The 18,847-nt window shown below is 66.0% G+C and carries 18 protein-coding genes, 1 tRNA gene and 1 pseudogene; 7 read left to right on the forward strand and 13 right to left on the reverse strand.

The window, feature by feature from the left end; all coding sequences use genetic code 11:
• Nucleotides 1–486: 486 nt before the first annotated feature.
• Nucleotides 487–912: an HIT family protein gene (locus B3T59_RS10995; RefSeq protein ID WP_005207423.1), complete on the reverse strand. Its 426-nt coding sequence runs from the start codon at nt 910–912 to the stop codon at nt 487–489.
• Between the two features lie 122 nt (nt 913–1,034).
• On the opposite strand from B3T59_RS10995, the gene B3T59_RS11000 reads away from it, so the two are divergent.
• Together B3T59_RS11000 and B3T59_RS11005 are read left to right on the forward strand one after the other, a co-directional pair.
• A complete protein-coding gene (locus B3T59_RS11000; RefSeq protein ID WP_251723881.1) occupies nt 1,035–2,162 on the forward strand; it encodes a DNA adenine methylase in 1,128 nt (375 codons plus the stop codon).
• Nucleotides 2,163–2,209: 47 nt separating this feature from the next.
• Entirely contained in the window at nt 2,210–3,049 is an 840-nt protein-coding gene (locus tag B3T59_RS11005; protein ID WP_005207421.1) for a hypothetical protein, read from the forward strand.
• A gap of 39 nt (nt 3,050–3,088) precedes the next feature.
• Here the strand turns inward: B3T59_RS11005 and B3T59_RS11010 are convergent, their stop codons facing one another.
• The 4 genes from B3T59_RS11010 to B3T59_RS11025 all read right to left on the reverse strand — a co-directional run bounded on the left by B3T59_RS11010 (nt 3,089) and on the right by B3T59_RS11025 (nt 6,894).
• Nucleotides 3,089–4,633: a sensor histidine kinase gene (locus B3T59_RS11010; RefSeq protein WP_251723880.1), complete on the reverse strand. Its 1,545-nt coding sequence runs from the start codon at nt 4,631–4,633 to the stop codon at nt 3,089–3,091.
• The gene (locus tag B3T59_RS11015) at nt 4,633–5,367 is read right to left on the reverse strand and encodes a response regulator transcription factor (RefSeq protein ID WP_039856290.1); all 735 of its coding nucleotides are present in this window, start codon (nt 5,365–5,367) and stop codon (nt 4,633–4,635) included. Before B3T59_RS11015 ends, B3T59_RS11010 begins: the two co-directional genes overlap by 1 nt.
• A gap of 135 nt (nt 5,368–5,502) precedes the next feature.
• Nucleotides 5,503–6,183 (reverse strand): DUF899 domain-containing protein, encoded by a 681-nt coding sequence (locus B3T59_RS11020; RefSeq protein WP_287003335.1) that lies wholly within the window; start codon nt 6,181–6,183, stop codon nt 5,503–5,505.
• 159 nt (nt 6,184–6,342) lie between these two features.
• Nucleotides 6,343–6,894 (reverse strand): TetR/AcrR family transcriptional regulator C-terminal domain-containing protein, encoded by a 552-nt coding sequence (locus B3T59_RS11025; protein WP_287003420.1) that lies wholly within the window; start codon nt 6,892–6,894, stop codon nt 6,343–6,345.
• Nucleotides 6,895–6,960: 66 nt separating this feature from the next.
• Between B3T59_RS11025 and B3T59_RS11030 the strand changes: the two genes are divergently transcribed.
• Nucleotides 6,961–7,317, forward strand: coding sequence for a VOC family protein (locus tag B3T59_RS11030; protein ID WP_287003336.1), 357 nt, complete (start codon nt 6,961–6,963; stop codon nt 7,315–7,317).
• On the opposite strand, the gene B3T59_RS11035 is transcribed toward B3T59_RS11030, so the two are convergent.
• The 7 genes and pseudogenes from B3T59_RS11035 to B3T59_RS11065 form a co-directional block, all read right to left on the reverse strand.
• Nucleotides 7,289–8,521 carry a winged helix DNA-binding domain-containing protein gene (locus tag B3T59_RS11035; protein ID WP_287003337.1) on the reverse strand — a complete coding sequence of 411 codons (1,233 nt, stop codon included), beginning with the start codon at nt 8,519–8,521 and terminating at the stop codon, nt 7,289–7,291. The two genes, B3T59_RS11030 and B3T59_RS11035, sit on opposite strands and share 29 nt — an antisense overlap.
• Before the next feature lie 10 nt (nt 8,522–8,531).
• Nucleotides 8,532–8,930, reverse strand: coding sequence for a RidA family protein (locus B3T59_RS11040; protein WP_251723876.1), 399 nt, complete (start codon nt 8,928–8,930; stop codon nt 8,532–8,534).
• Nucleotides 8,931–9,057: 127 nt separating this feature from the next.
• The gene (locus B3T59_RS11045) at nt 9,058–10,422 is read right to left on the reverse strand and encodes a lipase family protein (protein WP_287003338.1); all 1,365 of its coding nucleotides are present in this window, start codon (nt 10,420–10,422) and stop codon (nt 9,058–9,060) included.
• On the reverse strand, nt 10,419–11,675 hold the full coding sequence (locus B3T59_RS11050; protein ID WP_287003340.1) for a hypothetical protein: 1,257 nt from the start codon (nt 11,673–11,675) through the stop codon (nt 10,419–10,421). Before B3T59_RS11050 ends, B3T59_RS11045 begins: the two co-directional genes overlap by 4 nt.
• A 112-nt stretch (nt 11,676–11,787) precedes the next feature.
• On the reverse strand, nt 11,788–12,624 hold the full coding sequence (locus B3T59_RS11055; protein WP_349681966.1) for a carboxylesterase family protein: 837 nt from the start codon (nt 12,622–12,624) through the stop codon (nt 11,788–11,790).
• Between the two features lie 76 nt (nt 12,625–12,700).
• Nucleotides 12,701–13,423 (reverse strand): annotated as a pseudogene (locus tag B3T59_RS11060) (carboxylesterase family protein); the annotation flags it as partial.
• Between the two features lie 81 nt (nt 13,424–13,504).
• Nucleotides 13,505–13,579 (reverse strand) — tRNA-Thr (locus B3T59_RS11065).
• A 4-nt stretch (nt 13,580–13,583) separates the two neighbouring features.
• On the opposite strand from B3T59_RS11065, the gene B3T59_RS11070 reads away from it, so the two are divergent.
• The 4 genes from B3T59_RS11070 to otsB all read left to right on the forward strand — a co-directional run bounded on the left by B3T59_RS11070 (nt 13,584) and on the right by otsB (nt 17,726).
• Nucleotides 13,584–15,023 carry a threonine/serine ThrE exporter family protein gene (locus B3T59_RS11070; protein WP_064903244.1) on the forward strand — a complete coding sequence of 480 codons (1,440 nt, stop codon included), beginning with the start codon at nt 13,584–13,586 and terminating at the stop codon, nt 15,021–15,023.
• Between the two features lie 106 nt (nt 15,024–15,129).
• A complete protein-coding gene (locus B3T59_RS11075; RefSeq protein ID WP_005209365.1) occupies nt 15,130–15,291 on the forward strand; it encodes a hypothetical protein in 162 nt (53 codons plus the stop codon).
• Nucleotides 15,292–15,294: 3 nt separating this feature from the next.
• The gene (locus tag B3T59_RS11080; RefSeq protein WP_287003345.1) at nt 15,295–16,950 is read left to right on the forward strand and encodes an alpha,alpha-trehalose-phosphate synthase (UDP-forming); all 1,656 of its coding nucleotides are present in this window, start codon (nt 15,295–15,297) and stop codon (nt 16,948–16,950) included.
• On the forward strand, nt 16,947–17,726 hold the full coding sequence (gene otsB, locus B3T59_RS11085; protein ID WP_064903246.1) for a trehalose-phosphatase: 780 nt from the start codon (nt 16,947–16,949) through the stop codon (nt 17,724–17,726). Before B3T59_RS11080 ends, otsB begins: the two co-directional genes overlap by 4 nt.
• A 7-nt stretch (nt 17,727–17,733) precedes the next feature.
• Here the strand turns inward: otsB and B3T59_RS11090 are convergent, their stop codons facing one another.
• Entirely contained in the window at nt 17,734–18,846 is a 1,113-nt protein-coding gene (locus B3T59_RS11090) for a zinc-binding metallopeptidase family protein (protein ID WP_064903248.1), read from the reverse strand.
• Nucleotide 18,847 lies beyond the last annotated feature (1 nt).

Here is an 18,847-nt window from a genome sequence, read left to right on the forward strand (position 1 = left end):
CACCGCACACCACTACCCGCCTACAACCGACGAACACTGCGCCTCGACGACGCCGCCGCCTGAACCCGCCTCCTGAACCCACCGCCGCGCAGAACACAATAGCCTTCCCAGTAGCACCCGTCGCCCCCCATCGACCTTGCCCTCAGCCCGTATCCCGCGAGTTCTACCCGGCACGCGACGCGTGCACTCTCCGCAAGCCACCCACTGTCCGGCGAGCACGTCGGCACCGGACACACGACCCTTGAGAACTCCATACATCGCCTCGGATGCCGCGACACGACGGCACGCCTCAGAGTGCGCGAGCCCCTCGGGGCGACCCGCACTGACACGTGTGCGCTGTCGCGCATCCACGGCCTCGAGCCCCCGACCCCGCATGAGATGAGCCCGTGCAGCATCGTGTGACAAGCGTCGGCGACGAGGTGCGTGATGGATCAGCCAGGGCGGCTCGTGTTCTGTCACGGGCCGATGGGCGCAGTTGTGGGTGACTCAGTCGGCGACGTACTCGCCGTAGCCGGTGGCCCGGAGCGCAGCGCGGATCTTCTCCGCGTCGGCGTCGAGTTCCTCGGGGGTGATGTCTTTGCGGGCCTTGCTGAGGTCGAACGTCTCCATGCTCTTGGCGGGGAACACATGGAGGTGGACGTGCGGGATCTCGAGTCCGGCGATGAGCAGGCCCATGCGCGGAGCGTCGAACGCGGCTTTGACTGCGCGGCCGACCTGCTGCGCGACGTCGGCGAGATGGGTGAACGACGCCGTGTCCATCTGCTCCCAGTGATCGACCTCCTTGCGCGGCACGACCAGGACGTGGCCCTCGGTCACCGGCTCGATGGTGAGGAATGCGACCGCCTGGCCATCCTTCCACACGAATCGACCCGGCAGTTCTCCGTTGATGATCTTGGTGAATACCGATGCCATGAGGACAGTCTATGGCGGTCGGGCGGCAATCCTGCGGGTGTTGTCGGCAATCCTGGCGACGTTGTCGGCGATCGGGTCGTGTTGCCTGCAATCTTGTCGGTAGGCCGTGACATTCTTTTCCTGTGAGTCGTCGAGAGTTCACCGACGCCGCACCCCCGACGCAGTCTGCATCGTCGTCCGGGACGCGGCCGGTCGGTTCCGCAGAGGTGGTGGCACGCGCGCAGCGCTTCCCCCGGCTGCGGTACATGGGCTCCAAGTACCGGCTCGTGCCGCACCTCGAGCGGACGTTTGCCGAGATCGGCGGAACCACCGCTGTCGACGCGTTCTCCGGGTCGGGCGTGGTGTCGTATCTGCTCAAGGCGCAGGGTTTCTCCGTTGCGAGCAACGACTTTCTGAACTTTCCGAACATCATCGCCCGCGCGACGGTCGCGAATTCGTCGGTGCGGCTCGAGCCCGAGTTGGTCGACGAGATCTGCGGACCACCCCTCGACGACCGCGACTTCATCCGCAGCACGTTCGACGGCCTCTACTTCGACGCCGCCGACCGCGCCTTCCTCGATTCCGCGTGGTCACACATCGCGAGGCTGCGTGGGTATCGACGCGACCTCGCCATCTCCGCTCTCGTCCTCTCCGCAGCACGTAAGCAGCCACGCGGCGTCTTCACGTTCACCGACTCCACCCGCTACGCCGACGGCCGCCGCGACCTGCGCATGTCGCTGCGCGACCACTTCCGGCTGCGCGCGGCGTCGGAGTACAACTCGACAGTCTTCAGCAACGGACGCAAACATCGCAGCAGTTGCGGCGACGTCTTCGACCTCGACGTCACACCACTGTTCGACGCCGCACCCGACCTCGTCTACCTCGACCCTCCCTACGCTCCGCCCACCGATGACAACGACTACATCAAGCGCTACCACTTCCTCGAGGGCCTCTCGGTCTACTGGGAGGGCATGAGCATCATGGAGAACACCAAGACCAAGAAGTTGCCGAAGCGGTTCACCCCGTTCGCCTACAAGCGAACCATCGACGACGCTCTGGTCCGCACATTCGAGCACTTCGAGGACGCCGGCGCGATCGTGCTGTCCTATTCGTCGAACGCCCTGCCCGGCGCCGACCGCATCGTCGACCTGCTGGGCAAGGTCAAGCCGTCGGTCGAGGTCATCGCGATCGACCACAAGTACAGCTTCGGCACCCACGCCGCCGCGACCCGTCGCGACGTGAGCGAATTCCTGTTCATCGGTCGAGACTGAATATCGTTGAGGCACACTATCTTTGATACACACAGGGATCGACGACGATGAGTGACGCGGGAGAGTTCGACGACTATCTGTCGACGCTGGGCCGGCTGACCGCTCATGTCGACCCGACGGCGTCGACCCCTGATGCGGAGAAGATCGTCGACGCCGTCGAGACGCTGACCGAGGTACTCGACACCGACCTCACGGGACTCGCCGTCTGGGCGCGCGATCACGCCGACGAAGACAGTATCCTGCGGCTGGCCGTCGGCCTCTCGCAGGAGAAGTTGCGCAACAACCTGAGGCACGAGTTCGGGACGTCGTCGTGGCAGAAGGTTGCGCGCACACAACCGTACGAGTTGGTCAGTTGGATGGACCGAGAGTTCGACCTGGTCCGGATGCTGCGAGTACAGATGGCACGGACGTACACATTTGCCGACATACTCGTCGCGCGGTCGGGTACTCGCGCGACGGCCACACGTGCAGGAGCGTCGGGCAGACACATCGAAGACGAGATCGAGGCGATTGCCCGCGATCTCGGACTCCCCTACGTGACCCGTTCCCGATTCTCCGGACGAGGCGGGCGCGACGCACCCGCCGACCTGATCGTCGGACACGAGGGAGCCGCCGACATCGTCGTCGCCGCAAAGGGTTTCGACTCGACCGGCAGCAAGCTGACCGACGCCGTGCGCGAGATCGAGGAGATGGCCGAAGTCCGGCTTCCGCGCCAGGTGGTCCTGGCGGTCATCGACGGAATCGGCTGGAAGTCGAGGCAGTCCGACCTCCGTCGCATCCACCAACTGTGGGCCGACCGCCAGATCGACGGAATGTACACGCTCGCAACGCTCGACACATTCCGCGACGACCTCGCCGAGTTCGCGCGGCTGCACCGACTGGTCTGACGCCCTCGGCACGCTCGAGCGGCCCAGTCGACGCGCGGCTCAGGCCGCGAGCCGGGGTAGGCGCACCCAGAAGCGTGCGCCCTGGCCGGGTGTCGACTCAACGCCGACGCGGCCGCCGTGAGCACCGACGAGAGCCGCCACGATCGAGAGGCCCAGCCCGCTGCCGCCGCCTTCACCGCGGTAGCGCGACGAGTCGCCGCGGTAGAACCGCTCGAATACGTGCTCGAGTTCGCCGGCTTCGAGGCCCTGACCGGTGTCGGCGACGCTGATCACCACGTCGTCGACGGGCGTGCCGTCACTCCGAGTGCCGGAGCGGTCGACGGCGACTCCGACGGTGATCGACGCGTCCTTCGGTGTGTGCACCACCGCGTTGTTCACCAGATTGCGGATGACCTGCATCAGGCGCGGGGAGTCGCCCATGACCATCGGTGGCTCGTCGGACTCGCCGATCTCGAGCCGGATACTCCGCTCGGGTGCCGCGACGCGGGCCGACTGCACGGCGTCGGCGGCTAGCGACAACACGTCGACCGGCTCGGAGTTCAGCGGCCGGTGTGCGTCGAGACGCGCGAGCACCAGCAGATCCTCGACGAGCAGGGCCATTCGGCCTGCCTCGTCGTCAATGCGTGCAAGTGCGTCTCCGGTGTCGGGGAGCGCGCCGCTGCGCGACAACTCGGCGAACCCCTTGATGGAGGTCAGCGGTGTGCGTAGTTCGTGGGAGGCGTCGGCGACGAAACGTCGCATCTTCTCCTCGGATGCGCGCGCCTGTTCTTCGGAGGCCCTGGCCTGTTGCTCGGACGCGGCGGTCTTGGCGAACGCGTGCTGAATCTGGCCGAGCATGGTGTTCAGCGACGACGACAGGCTGCCGACCTCGGTGTTCGGCGCGGCGGACGGTACACGCATGTTGAGGTTGCCCGCCGCGATCGCATGCGCGGTCTCCTCGACGCGACGCAACGGCCGCAGCGAGGAGCGGACGAGTAGGTAGCTCAGCACCCCGATGACGAGGACGATCGCCGCACCGATCCCGAACTCGAGCCACTGCAGACGCGAGATGGTCTTGTTCACATCCGTCAGCGGGAGCGCGACGATCGACTGCCCCTCTGGACTCGACCGCTTGATCACCCGCCACTGCGGCCCGTCGCCGTCCGCGGAGTTGACCGTCACCGGTCCGTAGTCACCTTGGGGCAACCCGGAGATCGCGGGCTGGTCGTCGAAGTCATTGCTGGAGATCACCGTCCCGTTCGACAGCGTGTTCTCCACGAAGTAGGCCGACGGCGGCCTGCGCGGCCCAGGCGGAGGACCGGGCAGGTCGCTGACGTGCGTGCGTGGCTTGGCCCAGGTGTCGACGGCCGAGACGAGACCGGAGTCGGTGCGCGACATCAGGTCGCTCTTCATCGCCGACGTCACGGCGATCCCGGACACCAGCAGGCCGATGGCCATCAGCAGAACGGTCAGCGCAACCAACGAGATGCGCAGCGGTACACCGCGTTTCACACGGCCGACGACCGCACCGGACAGTCCGCCCACAGACTCGGCGTCCCGCGAAGCGGAGCGTGCCGCTGCAGAGTGCGGGTGCGTTGCCACCATCAGGTACGCGGCTCTCGCATCACGTAACCGACGCCGCGGAGCGTATGGATGAGCGGCTTCTCGCCGAAGTCGAGTTTGCGACGCAGGTACGAGACATACGATTCGACGACGTTCACCTCACCACCGAAGTCGTAGTTCCACACGTGGTCGAGAATACGAGGCTTCGACAGCACCGTGCCCGCGTTCACCATGAAGTAGCGGAGCAACGTGAACTCCGTCGGCGACAGCGAGACCAGCTTGCCCGCCTTCCAGACCTCGTGTGTCTCGTCGTCGAGTTCGATGTCGGCGAACGTGACCCGCGACGCCTCTTTGGCCCGCGCGTCGAATCCGCTGCGGCGCAACAACACCTGCAAGCGTGCGACGACTTCTTCAAGGCTGAACGGCTTGGTGACGTAGTCGTCTCCGCCGATCGTCAGGCCGTTGATCTTGTCCTCGACGCTGTCGCGCGCCGACAGGAACAGTGCGGGGGCGTCGACGCCGTCGGCACGCAACCGGCGCAGCAGGCCGAATCCGTCCATGCCGGGCATCATCACGTCGAGGATGAGCACGTCGGGTTTGTAGGTTCGGCACCTGTCGATGGCCTCGGGGCCACCGGCGGCGACCTCGACGTCGTACCCCTGGAATTTCAACGACACCGAGAGCAGCTCGCGGATATTGGTCTCGTCGTCGACGACGAGCACTCGCGGCCCGGTTCCGGTGCCTTTGCTGATCAACTGGTGTGTTCCCTGACCCATCTCGTTCACAGATACACCTTCCCCCAGGATTCTGCCATCGATCTGGAGACAGGCTGGCAGTTCCCTGTGAGCGATGACCTGCACGTTCAGACGCATCCACCCCGCGCCCGAGCGCCGAGCGGCCTGAGCTTTCGCCTACGCCTCGCCGTAGAGGCGCGCGATATCGGCCGAACCGGCCCACCCCGAGTACGTCGGGCGTTGCGGCCAGTCGTCGGGCACGTCCTGCCACTCCTCCTGCCTGCCCCACGGCAGGATGTCGAGGAGCGAGAAGCTATGACCGAGTTGCTCGGTGCCGCGACCTGCGGTGTGCCAGGTACGGAAGACCCGTTGCCCGTCGCGGAGGAAGACGTTGACGGCGAAGCCCTCGCCTGGTGCCGCGTCGACCTCGGTGCCGAAGGTCGTGCCCGCCGCCGAGTACCAGTCCATCTGATTGCCGACCCGCCGCTTGTAGTTCAGCGCCTCGTCAATCGGTCCGTTGGTGACGATCACGAAACGCGCATCGTAGTTGTCCAAGAAGTCCAGTCGGGTGAACTGCGAGGTGTACCCGGTGCAACCGCCGCATTGAAAGGTGGCGCCGTCGGTCCACATGTGGTTGTAGACGATCAACTGTGAGCGACCATCGAAGATGTCCGAGAGCGCGATCGGCCCGTCTGGACCGGTGAGCGTGTGATCGGCGACCTCGACCATCGGCATTCGACGACGCTGTGCCGCGATCGCATCGAGTTCACGAGTTGCCGCCTTCTCGCGGGTGCGCAGTTCGTCCAGCTCGCGACGCCAGGTGTCGGCGTCGACGACGGGTGGGAGTGCTTCAGACATGGGTTCCCCTGTTCTCGAATTTCAGCCGAGTTCGGCCGAGCAGAAGCCCGGTCACAGAGACGGACCACCGCGGCCGGGAAAACTCATCGTCACGCCCGCACGACCCGTGTGCCCATGGAGTACGTACGCAGTTTGTCGCGCTCGGCCTCCTCGCCGCGTTTACACCCCTGCGGACTCCATCGCCTCGATGCCGAGAAGGAGCGCCGACAACCCGAAGTCGCGGGCGGCATCGGCGTTTTCGGCCGCCCCGGTCGCTTGCCCCGCGGCCGTGCCGATACGGGATGCCAGCGGATAACGTTCGTCGACGCCGAGTTTCGCCAGCTGCGCACCCTCGCGCTCCCACCACTGCTTGGGGGTCTCTTCTCGCCTCTCCGCGATCGCATGATGCAGCGAACGAGCCGACGCGCGAACGAAGTTCAGTACCAGTTGCAGCGCAGCATCTTTCGCCGCGTCGCTCAGCTCGAGCGATTCGACGGCGCGCAGTTCTCGCTCGTACTTGCCGAGGGTTCCCGGTCCGAGAATCGCGCGTTCGGACTCGACATCGACCAGCCACGGGTGGCGGTCGAAGAGGTTCAGATTGTCGGCCGCGACCTGTCGTAGTCGCGACTGCCATGTTCCGGTCAGCTCAACATGCGTCATGTCGGCGCGGCACTGGTCGACCATGAGCTCGACGAGCTGCTCGCGATTGTCGACGTAGGAGTACAGCGACATCACCGGTGCGCCCAGCTCCTGCGCGACGTCACGAAGGGTGAATCGCGACCCGATTCGGTCGGCAACGTGCCCGACCCAGAGGCGTCGGCCGACTTCCTATCCCGCCACGTCGGCTACACCGTCGCCATGCAGGCCGACGGCTTCATCTCACTCGCCGCACCGGATGATGCGCCGACGGGGACACCGAACGTCATCTTCCTCGAGACCGGTCTGGGGACCTTCAAGCCCGCACATCGCGCAGGGAGCGCGGGAGATGGACTACTCCTGGCATTCGTGGTCGACGACGTCGACAGCGTCTTCAGCACCGTCCGCGATGCGGGCGCACAGGTGGTGACCGAACCCGAGACCGAACCCTGGGGCGAGCGCTACTTCCAGATCGAGGACCCGAACGGCATCATCGTGCAGTTCGTCGAGTGGGTGTAGTTCGAGAAGTACTCATCGAGGCCCCACGCATGAACGGCGCCGGATATGCGGGCCGCGGGTTCTCGTCGCCGAGCCATTCGGCCAGCGTGTCCGCTCGCGACGTCAGTGCTCGTGTCGCGGCACGGGGAAGCCGCTCGAAGGGATGAATCTGCACCGATCCGTCCGGCTGGCGCGACCAACCTCCGACGATCCGACCGTCCCACCACGCGCTTTGCCCGCCGTTGCCGTTCGAATCGAAGACGTGCGCGCCGTGTTCACCGAGATAGAAGGCGCGCTGCTTGTGGCCCATCGTGGTCGGGTCGAGTTCGGGGAGCAGCACTGCCCGCGGTTCAATGGCGCCGACTTCTTCGGTGTCGTCGGCGTGCACGTAGCCGACCGATCCGTCGTCGAGCTCGACCTCGACGACGTCGAGCTGCGTAAGGGCTTGACGTACAGCACTTTTGGTACTGCCGAACCACCAGACGAGATCGGTCTCGGTGCCGGGACCGAAGGCTCGCAGCCACCGGTCGATCATCCTGACGTGGCCGGTCGCGACGTCCGGTGGATCGAGGGGGCCGCCGAGCCACTGCTCCATCCCGACCCACAGCGGTTTGGACCGATGCCAGGGAGCGTCATTGGGGCCGCGGACGATGTCGCCGGCCGCGCTCATCATGTTCAGCACTCGCGGCGCCATCGGAATCGTTCCGCCCCACGACTTCCCCGTACCGACAGTCACCCGACCGTCGAGTTCAGGTAGCGCGTCACGCAATTGGGCTGTACTGCGCGGGATGCCGTCGGACTCCAACCGCGCCACCGCCGCCCGTGCCGTGTCGATCCAGCCTTCGGGGTCGGGAAAGTCGCTGCTGCGCCGCAGGTCTCGCAGCATGTTGGTACGCTCCGACGCCGCAACGCGCGGGCCGACAGCGCCGACGGCGTCGCGCAGGGTCTCCCTCGGAAACACGAACATGGTGCGGCGCATGGCAAGTTGTCGAACCAGGCTGCGGTCGTCGTAGAGCGCGGCGTCGAGGTCGGCGGGAACGAAGTCGGGCTTCCGCGCCCACGTCGATAGGTAGACCGTCGACCAGGTGGTTGCGTGTAGCCCGACCATCGACTCGGCAACGTCGACGGGCGTCGCGGCCGCGGAGTCATCGGCGAGTCGGTGCCTGCGCATCAGGCGAGCGCGACGCTCGGCGTCGGAGATGTGTGGCCGGAGCGCAGAGCTCATCGAGCCGCGATCACGCGGGAAGTGCAGCGACAGCGTCGATTTCGACGACCTGCTCGTCGTACGGCAGCACCGTGACGCCCACCATCATGGCCGGCGGAACCGACTCGCCGAGTTCTGCGACGACCGCCTCCCACGCGACGGCGAGGTCGGCCTGCAGGTGCTCGGCGACATAGATCGTCAGCTTGGCGAGATCGGCGGGTGTCGCGCCGCGCTCGGCCAGTAGCGCCGACAGGTTCTGCAGGCACCGACGCGTCTGCCCGACAACGTCGTTGGCCGCGACAACGACCCCGTCTTCGTCGAGCGGCGAGATTCCCGCGGTGAACAGCAGCGGCCCCGCGCTCACTGTTGCGCTGTAGGGGAATCCGCCGTCGTGCAGAACCGACGAGCCGTTGAGCGTAATTCGGGTCATGCTCCGATCGTAGGCCTCGACACCACTCGCCAGCCGGGGTTGGTGGGATGCGTGGCGTTGGCCGGCTGGCTTCGACACGGCAACTCGCTGCGCTCGCGGCCGGCTCAACCAGCGGGGCGGTGACTGGTCAGCTTTTCAGCCGCGCGTCGAGCCAGTCGATCGTCTGCATCCCGAAGAGGTCGGTGCCCCAGCCGTACATGTTGGTCAAGAAGCGCAGCATGCTGCAGTCCGTCGGCTGGTAGTCGACGCGGGTGCCGCCTGCGCGGTAGGTCGCGGCGAGCTTGCGCGAATCCGCGGCGGGCACCAGCGACATCGGCGAGTCGTCCTTGGCGCAGGAGGCGATGAGCACCGGCGACTTCGGCGATTGCGTGCCGAGCATGTTGTCGCGGTAGACGTGCTGGAACTCGGGGATGTCGGCGGGACTCTTGCCGCCCTTGAACAGCGTGCGCAGCGGCACGAACGGCGTACCGAAGTATGCGGGCGTCTGACATTGCGTGCGGAACACGTCGGCGAGCGCCTTACCCGCGGGCGTCAGCTTGTCGTCGATCTTCATCTCCGGATACCGCGGCTCGAGTCCGAGCAGCGTCGCGAACGCGAAGCCCGAACCGACCGAGCCGTCGGACGTGCGGATGAAGTTGCGCTGGTTGACCACCATGCCCTCGAGCACGGTGCCCTTGATGTTCAACTCGGGCGCGTAGGCCGCGGCCTTCTCGGCACCGAACGCTGCACCGACTCCGCCCCCGGCGATCCCGAAGATCGCCTTGGGGGCGCTCTTCGACAGTCCCGCCGGTCGGTGGGCAAGTGCTGCGCGCATTCCGTCGAGCAGCGCATTTCCGCCGAACTTGCCCGCGAAGACGCCGTGCGGCTTGGGATCACCGTCGTTGCCGACGTCGCTGATCATCACCGCGTAGCCCTTGCCGAACATCTGCGCGAGCGGTCCGAGCGCCGACCACGACGCACCGTCGAGCGGATCGGCTCCTGTCCACATCGACGACGGGTGGCAGTACGCACCGACGCTGTCGTTGGCGAACTGATAGCCGACGAGCGGCCGGGTGGCATCGTCGCGGCCGTCGACCGGCACCATCAGGATTCCCGTGCTGATCTCGGGTTCGTCGTGCAGTCCGCGCGTGACGTACATCAACTTGTAGGCGTCGAGCTTGCCCGGACGGAATCCGGTGAACTGGACGTCGACCTTCTTGGCCTTGAGCACGGTGCCCGGCTTCTCGTCGCCACGCAGGCGCGGCTCGGCGTAGAACGGGTCGCCGGAGGTGAGTGGCTTGATGACCTCGTCGGGACTCGCCAGCCTGCCGTTGGTGAACGTGCCGACGACGTAGCCGTTGAAGACCTCGCCCAGTCCCGGGGTGCGATTGGGTGGTGCCGCGTGGGCGGCGGGTGCCGACAGCACCGCTGCCGCGAGCGCAGCGACGGCGAGGACCACTCCGAGTGCGCCGCGTCGTCGGTTGTGGCGCACCGTCTTTGGTGTGTAACTCACTGGTAGGTCACCTTCGTCGTCTCCAGGGCGGACTGCAGCATCGGCGCGATGTTCCACATCGGGCGGTGGCTTTCCAGTTGCTGGTCATAGGGCTTGCGCAGCGTTGCGGAGAGTTCCGGCCAGTGGTTGTTGACCTGATCCTTGTACTTGGGCAGCAGCTGATCGGTGATGTAGGCCCACCGCTCGGGGAAGACCGACCAGTTCCAATCCGGTAGCGGCACAGTCAATGTCGCCGGGCGGCCGTTCGGGGCGGTCCCACCGATCTCGATCGAGCGGAATGAGCGCGGCGGGATCACCCCCGCAACCGACGGCGAGCCCGCGACGGTACTCGCGTACGTCATCGCCTCGCCGACGTCGCCCTTGTACGCGCGTGTGGCATCCCACTGATCCTTGATGACCTCACCCTGTTCGCGACGCAGCAGCCGCGCGTTGCCCGCGGCGATCGCGTCGGGTTGCTTGGAGGCGATCTGCTGCCAGGCACGCAGGATCTCGCCGTCGAACAGGCCTGCTCGGTGCATCTCATCGAGAGCAGACAGTCCGCCGACGACATAGGCGCGGTGCATCGGCATCAGGTCGGAGAAGATGTTCTTCTGCATCACCAGGATGTCGCCCTGAATCTTGCGCAGATCGTCGGCCGAGATGGTGGCTCCGACGCGTGCCAGTGCACGCAGACCGCGCGGAAGTTTGTCGACGAATACCGGCCCGAGGGTTGTATTGGTCTGTCCGACAATCGCATTGGCGATTGGCTGCAGACGGGCGAAGTCGTAGATGTTGGTCGCGAGCTCGAAGTCGAGGAGTCCACCGCCGAAGTCGGCGCCGACGAGCCCGCCCATGCCTGCCCACTGCAGTTCGCGGTGCGACAGTTGCAGATTCTCGTAGAAGCGGTACGAACGAACCAGATTCTGTCGATTGGCGCTCACACCCGCTCGCGGATTCCACGACGCGAGATCGATGCCCGCGGCCTTCGTGGTGTCGGCGAGCCAATACTGGAAGAGCAGCGCGCGATACGACGACGGCGCGATCGAGCGACTGCGCGCTTCGTCGAGTAGCGAGCGGAGCACCGTCGGATCGGTGGGCAACGCCGGATTCACGCCACCCGGCCCGCTCGACGCGTCACGATTGACCAGCGGCAGATTGAGAACACTGTCGAGACGATCGCTTGCCGATGCCTGCGGCGTCGCCGCGACCGTTCCGACGAACCCGAGCGTGACAACCACCGCTGCGAGCAGAGATGTCCCCAAGAATCTGCGCATTGTTCCCCTCCACGTCATCCTCTTCTTACTTGCGGGTAAGAAGAGTCTGAGACGCGAGGTTAATGCCGTCTCATTCGAGAACGCAAATCGGGTACATTCCGATGACGATTGCTCAGCGGAACCCTAGGACCTCGTCGCCCCAGGCTTCACGCAGTGACCCGTCGAGATCGTCGACGACGCTGTCGTGAGCGTCGATGACAAGCGTTGCCCGACGGTCCGTGGTGAACGTCGGCCACGTGCTCGCAGTCGAGTCGAGACCGGAGTTCGGGTCGCCGTCGCGGATGAACGAACCCCACCGCGCCTGCATGTCCGCGGCGATTCGCTCGCCGATCCGTCGACCTCCGAGCCAGAACTGGAAGCCTGCCTTGCCGCTCGGAAAGTAGCCGAACAGGTACGGCACCTCGGTGGCATGCGACGCGCGAATCCCCATGACGCGCAACAGCCGTGTGGACCAATCGAATCGATAGAGATGGACGGGAGCGACTCCCGCGTGGCCCTCGGCCGCCCACACCGTCGGCATCCGAAACGCCATGTCACGCGCGACATCGAGGCCCATGGACTTGGCTTTCGTACCCGGATATGCGGCCGCGACGCGCTCGGCCGTGGGGATCGAGACCTCCGGGTACTCCGTAGCGATCGCGGTGAACATCTGCATGATCGCGGGCTCGGCGATGGGCATCAGTGGCGATTTCATGAACTTGAAGAGCGCGGCCTCGTCGCGATTGGTGCCGATGAGAAGTGGGATCGGCAGCGACTCGCCGTCGCGGTACACGTCGATCGGATGTCGCGGCACGAGATCGCCGTCGACCACCGGCGAGAAGGGGATGGTGCCCGGATGTGCGGCGGGCACCCCGGTGAACGCCTTCATCGTGGCGGCGACAACCTTGTCGGTGTCCAACGCCGCAAAACTGTCGATGTCGCCACAGGTGCCTCCGACCGCAGCAGTCAGCCTCTCCGCGACGTACGCGGCTCGCGCTCTGTCGTAGACCGAGCACCGGAGAGCTCTGCGCGACGGCCCGGTGGAAGAGTCCTCGTGCGAGCGGCATCGTCAACAGCGTCGTCACGATGCCGCCACCCGCCGACTCGCCCGCGACCGTGACGTTGTCCGGATCGCCGCCGAACGCGTCGATGGTGTCGGCCACCCAGCGCAGCGCGGTGAGGACGTCGCTGAGTGCCGCGTTGGTTTCGTATCGTCCACCGGCGGCGCTGTCGGAAACCCCGCCTGCACCAGAACCGCCCGCACCGAGATCGGCGAAGCCGAGCGCGCCGAGTCGGTAGTTCAGTGTCACCACCACGATGTTCTGCGTCGACGCGAGATGCGCGCCGTCGTAGATGGGCTGTGTGCCTGCACCGAAAACGTATGCGCCACCGTGAATCCACACCATGACCGGCAGCCGCCGGCCATCTCCCGCCGCGCCCGACGGCGCCCAGACGTTGAGGAACAGACAGTCCTCACTCTTGATCGCGTCGGGTGACATCGGGACGCCTGGATTCACTTCCTGCGGCGCCACAGCCCCGAACGCGGTCGCGTCGACGGTTCCCGACTCCGGCTCGAGTGGCCGCGCGCGACGCCACCGAAGATCGCCCGTCGGCGGTGTGGCGTACCGGATGCCACGCCAGACGTCGACATCGCCGGACGTCTGACCCCGATAGACCGTCCGGCCCGCCACTGCGTCGACTCCGCTGTTCACGCCGCAATGATAGGGGCGATCAGTGGTTCGGCCTGCTGGTTTGTGCCAAAGGATCATCCGACCCCACACTTACGCGGGACGTCGGATCAGGGGCCCCGGTGTGGGGGGATCAGGCGTAGCGAATTCAACCGGAACGGGTGGAGCCCCCTGTCGGGATTGAACCGACGACCGCTCGCTTACAAGGCGAGTGCTCTACCACTGAGCTAAGGAGGCATGCGTGCGTGAGTATATCGGGCGCGCTGTCCGCCGCCTCACCGGGACGAGGCAGGCGACGATCGACACGATCGAACCGGGCAGCATCATGGTGGCGCCGCGCCGCCCGATCGACCGGTTCGACGTCGGCGCGATCACCGAGGTGCTCGACCTCGCGACCAAGATCGGTGCCGTGCTGCTCGACTCGGGAACCGGAGCGATAGACACCTCGTCTCAGATCCGGTTCGTCGCGAGCATCTACGGTGTCGAGGATGTCGACGTCGACGTCACGTACAACACGATCGTCGTCGTTGCTCGACGCGGCGCAACCCTTCCCCCGATCACGACGATGCAGACGGTGCACTACCGATCGCTCGACTTCACGCGCCTCGCGGCGGTCGACCGGTTGGTGCGTCGCATCAGGGACTCGGCGATCACGCCGTCGACGGCGCACCGGATCGTCGACCAGATCATCGCCGCCAAACACCCCTACCCCTACTGGGTCTCGACCTTCGCCTGGGGCCTGATGGCGTCGGGCATCTCGGTGCTCCTCGGCGGTGACGTCGTCGTTGCCGTCCTCGCCTGGCTCACCACCGTTGTCACCGTCTCCTTCAACCGCCGACTCAACAGGATCGGCACGCCGATCTTCTTCCAGCAGGTCGCGGGCGGATTCATCGCCGTCGTCCCTGCCGCGCTCGTGTACGAACTCGGTGAGAAGACAGGGTGGCAAAGCCTGTCGATCACGCCGTCGCAGGTCATCGCCGCCGGGATCGTCGTGCTGTTGAGTGGACTCTCGCTGGTCGGTTCGGTGCAGGACGCCATCACCGGTGCGCCGATCACCGGTGTCGCCCGCTTCTTCGAACTGCTGCTCATGACCGGCGGCATCATCGCGGGCGTCGGTATCGGATTGCGCTTGATGAGCTCTGTCGGCATCTATCTACCGACCATCACCACCTCGACGGAGTTCGCTCCGGTCGACGTCCCCATTCGCGTCGCGGCGGGCGCCGTCGCCGCTTTCGCGTTCGCGTTGGCGAGCTACGCCGAGCGTCGAGCCCTGCCGATCGCGTTCCTCGGTGGCCTGATCGGTGCGGGCGTCGCCTCCATCACGGTCTTCCTGCCGGTCGGCGACGTGATCGCCGGCGGTCTCGCCGCCACCTGCGTCGGCCTGGTCGGCGGCCTGCTCGCTCGACGCGCTCTCGTCCCGCCTCTGGTCGTCGCCATCGCGGGCATCACCCCGCTGCTACCCGGTCTGGCGGTCTACCGCGCGCTCTACGGCGTGCTCAACGACCAGACCCTGACCGGACTGACCTGGATGGCGGCAGCGCTCGGTGTCGGCTGCGCGCTGGCCGCGGGCGTCACGCTCGGCGAGTTCGTCGCGCGCACACTGCGCCGCCCGCGGCTGCCGGTGGCACCCGACTGGGCGCGTCGTCGCCGCGAGGCACGCGCCGCACGACGACGCTGGTGAGGTCTTGGGATCTGGTGAGGTCTTGTGAGTACTGGCCGTCGTCAGCGGGTAAGATCGGGTGTTGCGCATGACACAACCTCGCGCAACAGCAAGCCGAGAGGACGAAATGCCCCCCAAGACCACTGACATCGCCGACGAAGAGCTGGAGCCGGTGGCCGACGAGACCGCCAGTTCCGCACGACGCGTTGTGGCCGCGTATGCCACCGACGCCGACGAGTGCCGGATGTTGCTTGCCATGTTGGGGATCGCTCCGGGCGAGAACGCCTGAGTCGTGAACCCGGGATCCGAAGAGGTATCCGACCGTTCCGACACCGACGCATCCGCAACGTCCGGCGTGCACAACTCGGAGGCCACCTTCGGCGCACACCCACCCCAGCCAGGCGGACTCCCTGATCTCCAATCCCGCCCGTCCGGCGCAGGCGGCGACCCCGGCGGTTCTGAATTCGTCGTCGTAGCCAACCGACTGCCCGTCGACAAGTTGGTCGACTCCGACGGCAACGTCACCTGGAAACGCAGTCCCGGCGGTCTGGTGACGGCACTCGAGCCGATCCTGCGCAAGCACAAGGGCGCGTGGGTTGGATGGTCGGGCGCTGCCGAATCTGACTCCGAGGAAGCCGAAGTCGACGGCATCAGCATCCGCTCGGTCCCCCTCTCGGCAGAGGAGATCGCCGAGTACTACGAGGGTTTCTCCAACGCCACACTCTGGCCGCTCTACCACGACGTGATCGTCAAACCCGAGTACCACCGCGAGTGGTGGAACGCCTACGTCGAGATCAACCGTCGATTCGCGGAAGCGACGTCGAAAGCCGCTGCGCACGGGGCGATCGTGTGGGTGCAGGACTACCAGCTCCAGCTCGTCCCGAAGATGCTGCGCATGCTGCGCCCCGATCTCCGCATCGGCTTCTTCTTGCACATCCCGTTCCCCCCGGTCGAACTGTTCATGCAGTTGCCGTGGCGCACCGAGATCATCGAGGGCCTCCTCGGGGCCGACCTCATCGGGTTCCACCTGCCCGGTGGCGCTCAGAACTTTCTGTACCTCGCCCGACGCCTCGCAGGCCAGGCCACGAGCAAGGGCACGGTGGGCGTGCGGTCGCGCTTCGGAGTGGTGCAGGTCGGGTTCCGGACCGTTCGCGTCGGCGCTTTCCCGATCTCGATCGACTCCGGCGAGCTCGACACCCAGTCGAAGTCCAAGGACATCCGATCCCGCGCCCGTGAGATCCGCAAGGAACTCGGCAATCCCAAGACCATCCTGCTCGGCGTCGACCGACTCGACTACACCAAGGGCATCGACGTGCGTCTACGCGCACTGTCGGAACTGCTCGACGAGGGTCGCATCGACCCACACGACATCGTCATGATCCAACTCGCGACCCCGAGCCGCGAACGCGTCGAGAGTTACGTCCGTATGCGAGCGGGGATCGAGCAGCTCGTCGGAAACATCAACGGACAGTACGGCGAAGTGGGCCATCCGGTGGTGGAGTATCTGAATCGATCGGTGCCCCGCAACGACCTGCTCGCCTACTACGTGGTGGCAGACGTCATGCTCGTGACGCCGTTGCGCGACGGGATGAACCTCGTCGCCAAGGAGTACGTCGCGTGCCGCAGCGACCTGGGCGGCGCGCTGGTCCTGAGTGAATTCACCGGTGCCGCAGCAGAATTGCGCACCGCTTATCAGGCCAACCCATACGACCTCGACGGCGTGAAAGACGCCATCGTCGCAGCGGTCGAGCAGACACAGGCCGAGGGCAAGCGTCGCATGCGGGCACTACGCAGGCAGGTACTCACCCACGACGTCGAGAAATGGGCGAAGAGCTTCCTCGACACCCTCACGTCGACGACGGAGACGACGTCGTCGGCCAACCGTGGAGTCCAACTCGTCTCCAGCGGCGGCTCCGACGACACCGATCGTGGGGACGAGAATTCGTGAGCGACACGGGAATTCCCGACGACCTGCGTGATGCGGTAGCACACACGGTCACCGTGTCCCGACTGCTGGTGTCGAGCGACTACGACGGCTGCATCGCGCCCATCGTGTCACGTCCACAGGACGCCAAACCCAACGAGGCGTCAATCTCGGCAATCCGCGCCGCGGGTGCACTACGTGACACCGAGGCCGCGGTCATCTCGGGCCGCTCGCTTCACGACCTTCGTGCGCTGTCGGGTCTCGACGACGACGCGGTGACCCTCGTCGGCAGCCACGGCACCGAGTTCACCACGGGGTTCGGCGAGCAGGTCACCGACGACGAGCGCGCCCTCCTCGATCGAATCGTCAAGGCGTTCAACGAGATCGCCGACACCCATCCAGGCACGACGGTCGAGGTGAAGCCGATCAGCGCCGCGCTGCACGTGCGCAATGCGGAACCCGACGTCGCCGACGATGCTCTTGCGCAGGCACGGTCGGGGCCCGCGTCATGGCCGGGGGTTCAGGTCACCGAGGGCAAGATGGTCATCGAACTCGCGGTCATCGAGACGAGCAAAGGTCACGCGCTCGACATACTCGAGACCCAGTTCGGTTCGGACGCAACGGTCTACATCGGCGACGACGTCACAGACGAGAAGGCGTTCGCGCACCTCACCGGCGAGAATGACATCAGCGTCAAGGTGGGCGACGGCACCACCGGCGCCCGCTACCGGATCGCCGACACCGACGACGTCGCAGCACTTCTCGAGCTCGTCGTCGAGTTGCGCAAGCAAGCCCTCTAGGCTCGGCTCACGCCGGCGCGGCGACCTGGTCGACCAGCGGGTCGTCGTGCGCGGAGCGTTTGTCGGTTTCGCGGATCACCTTGTGGACAAAGCCGAGCTTGCGGACAACCGGGTGCGGGATGACGAACGGGTACAGCGGACGCGCGCCCATCGCCTGATTGACGCGATTGAACATGGTGCCCAACCACTTCCAGTCGTAGAGAAGACGTTCGATGGGTTGGTCGGCGTAGGACTGCAGCGGGATGATGTCGCGGTCCATCGCGAAACGCACCTGGTCGTTGTCGAGCCGAACGCCCGATTCCCGTGCGGTGTCGATGGTTCCGGTGATGTGCAGGTAGTGGGCGAAGCATTCCGCGAAGTCTTCCCACGGGTGCATCGTCGCGTACTCGGAGATGTAGGAGTCGGCCCAGTCGGCAGGCGCGCCGAACTTGTAGTGACGATCGATGGCGTCGCTGTAGCTCGCACGTTCATCGCCAAAGAGTTCACGGCACTTCTCGAGGTATCGGTCGGCGCCGTCGCCGTTCTCGACGAGAATGCTCTCGTAGTAGTGGCCAACCTCGTGCCGGAAGTGTCCGAGCATCGTGCGGTACGCCTCACCCAGATCGACGCGCAGCCGCTCGCGATAGGCGTCCAGGGTCTCGGAGAGGTCGATGGTGACGACGCCGTTCGCGTGTCCGATCGTCACCGGCCTACCGAGCGTCTGGCTCGACAGCAAGTCGAAAGCCAGCCCGCCGTCGGTGCGCCAGAACGGTTCGACGGGCAGGCCGAGGTCGACGAGTTGATAGACCAGCATGCGCAGATCCGACAGCGCAGACGGCAGCTTCTCGCGACCGATCGGGTCGTCGGCGTCGGGGATCTTGCGCAGCAGCGAATCGGGGAAGCACCGACCGCGCATGCCCGCGTCCTCCTCGGAGAACTCGGCAGGGGTCATCCAGTTGCAACCGCTGTCCCAATTGATGCAGCGCACCCAGCGTTCGCCGTCGATGTCGACGCCGTCGTCCGAGGCGACGACCAGCGATCGACTCGGCAGGTGGATACCGACCGTCGTGCCACAGTTGGGGCATTGCTGTCCGAGAAAGCCCGACAGCGCATTACAGATGGGACATGTCAGTGCATGCATC

Source organism: Gordonia sp. UBA7860, from assembly GCF_002500165.1.
In the GTDB taxonomy this organism is placed as follows: Bacteria; Actinomycetota; Actinomycetes; order Mycobacteriales; family Mycobacteriaceae; genus Gordonia; species Gordonia sputi.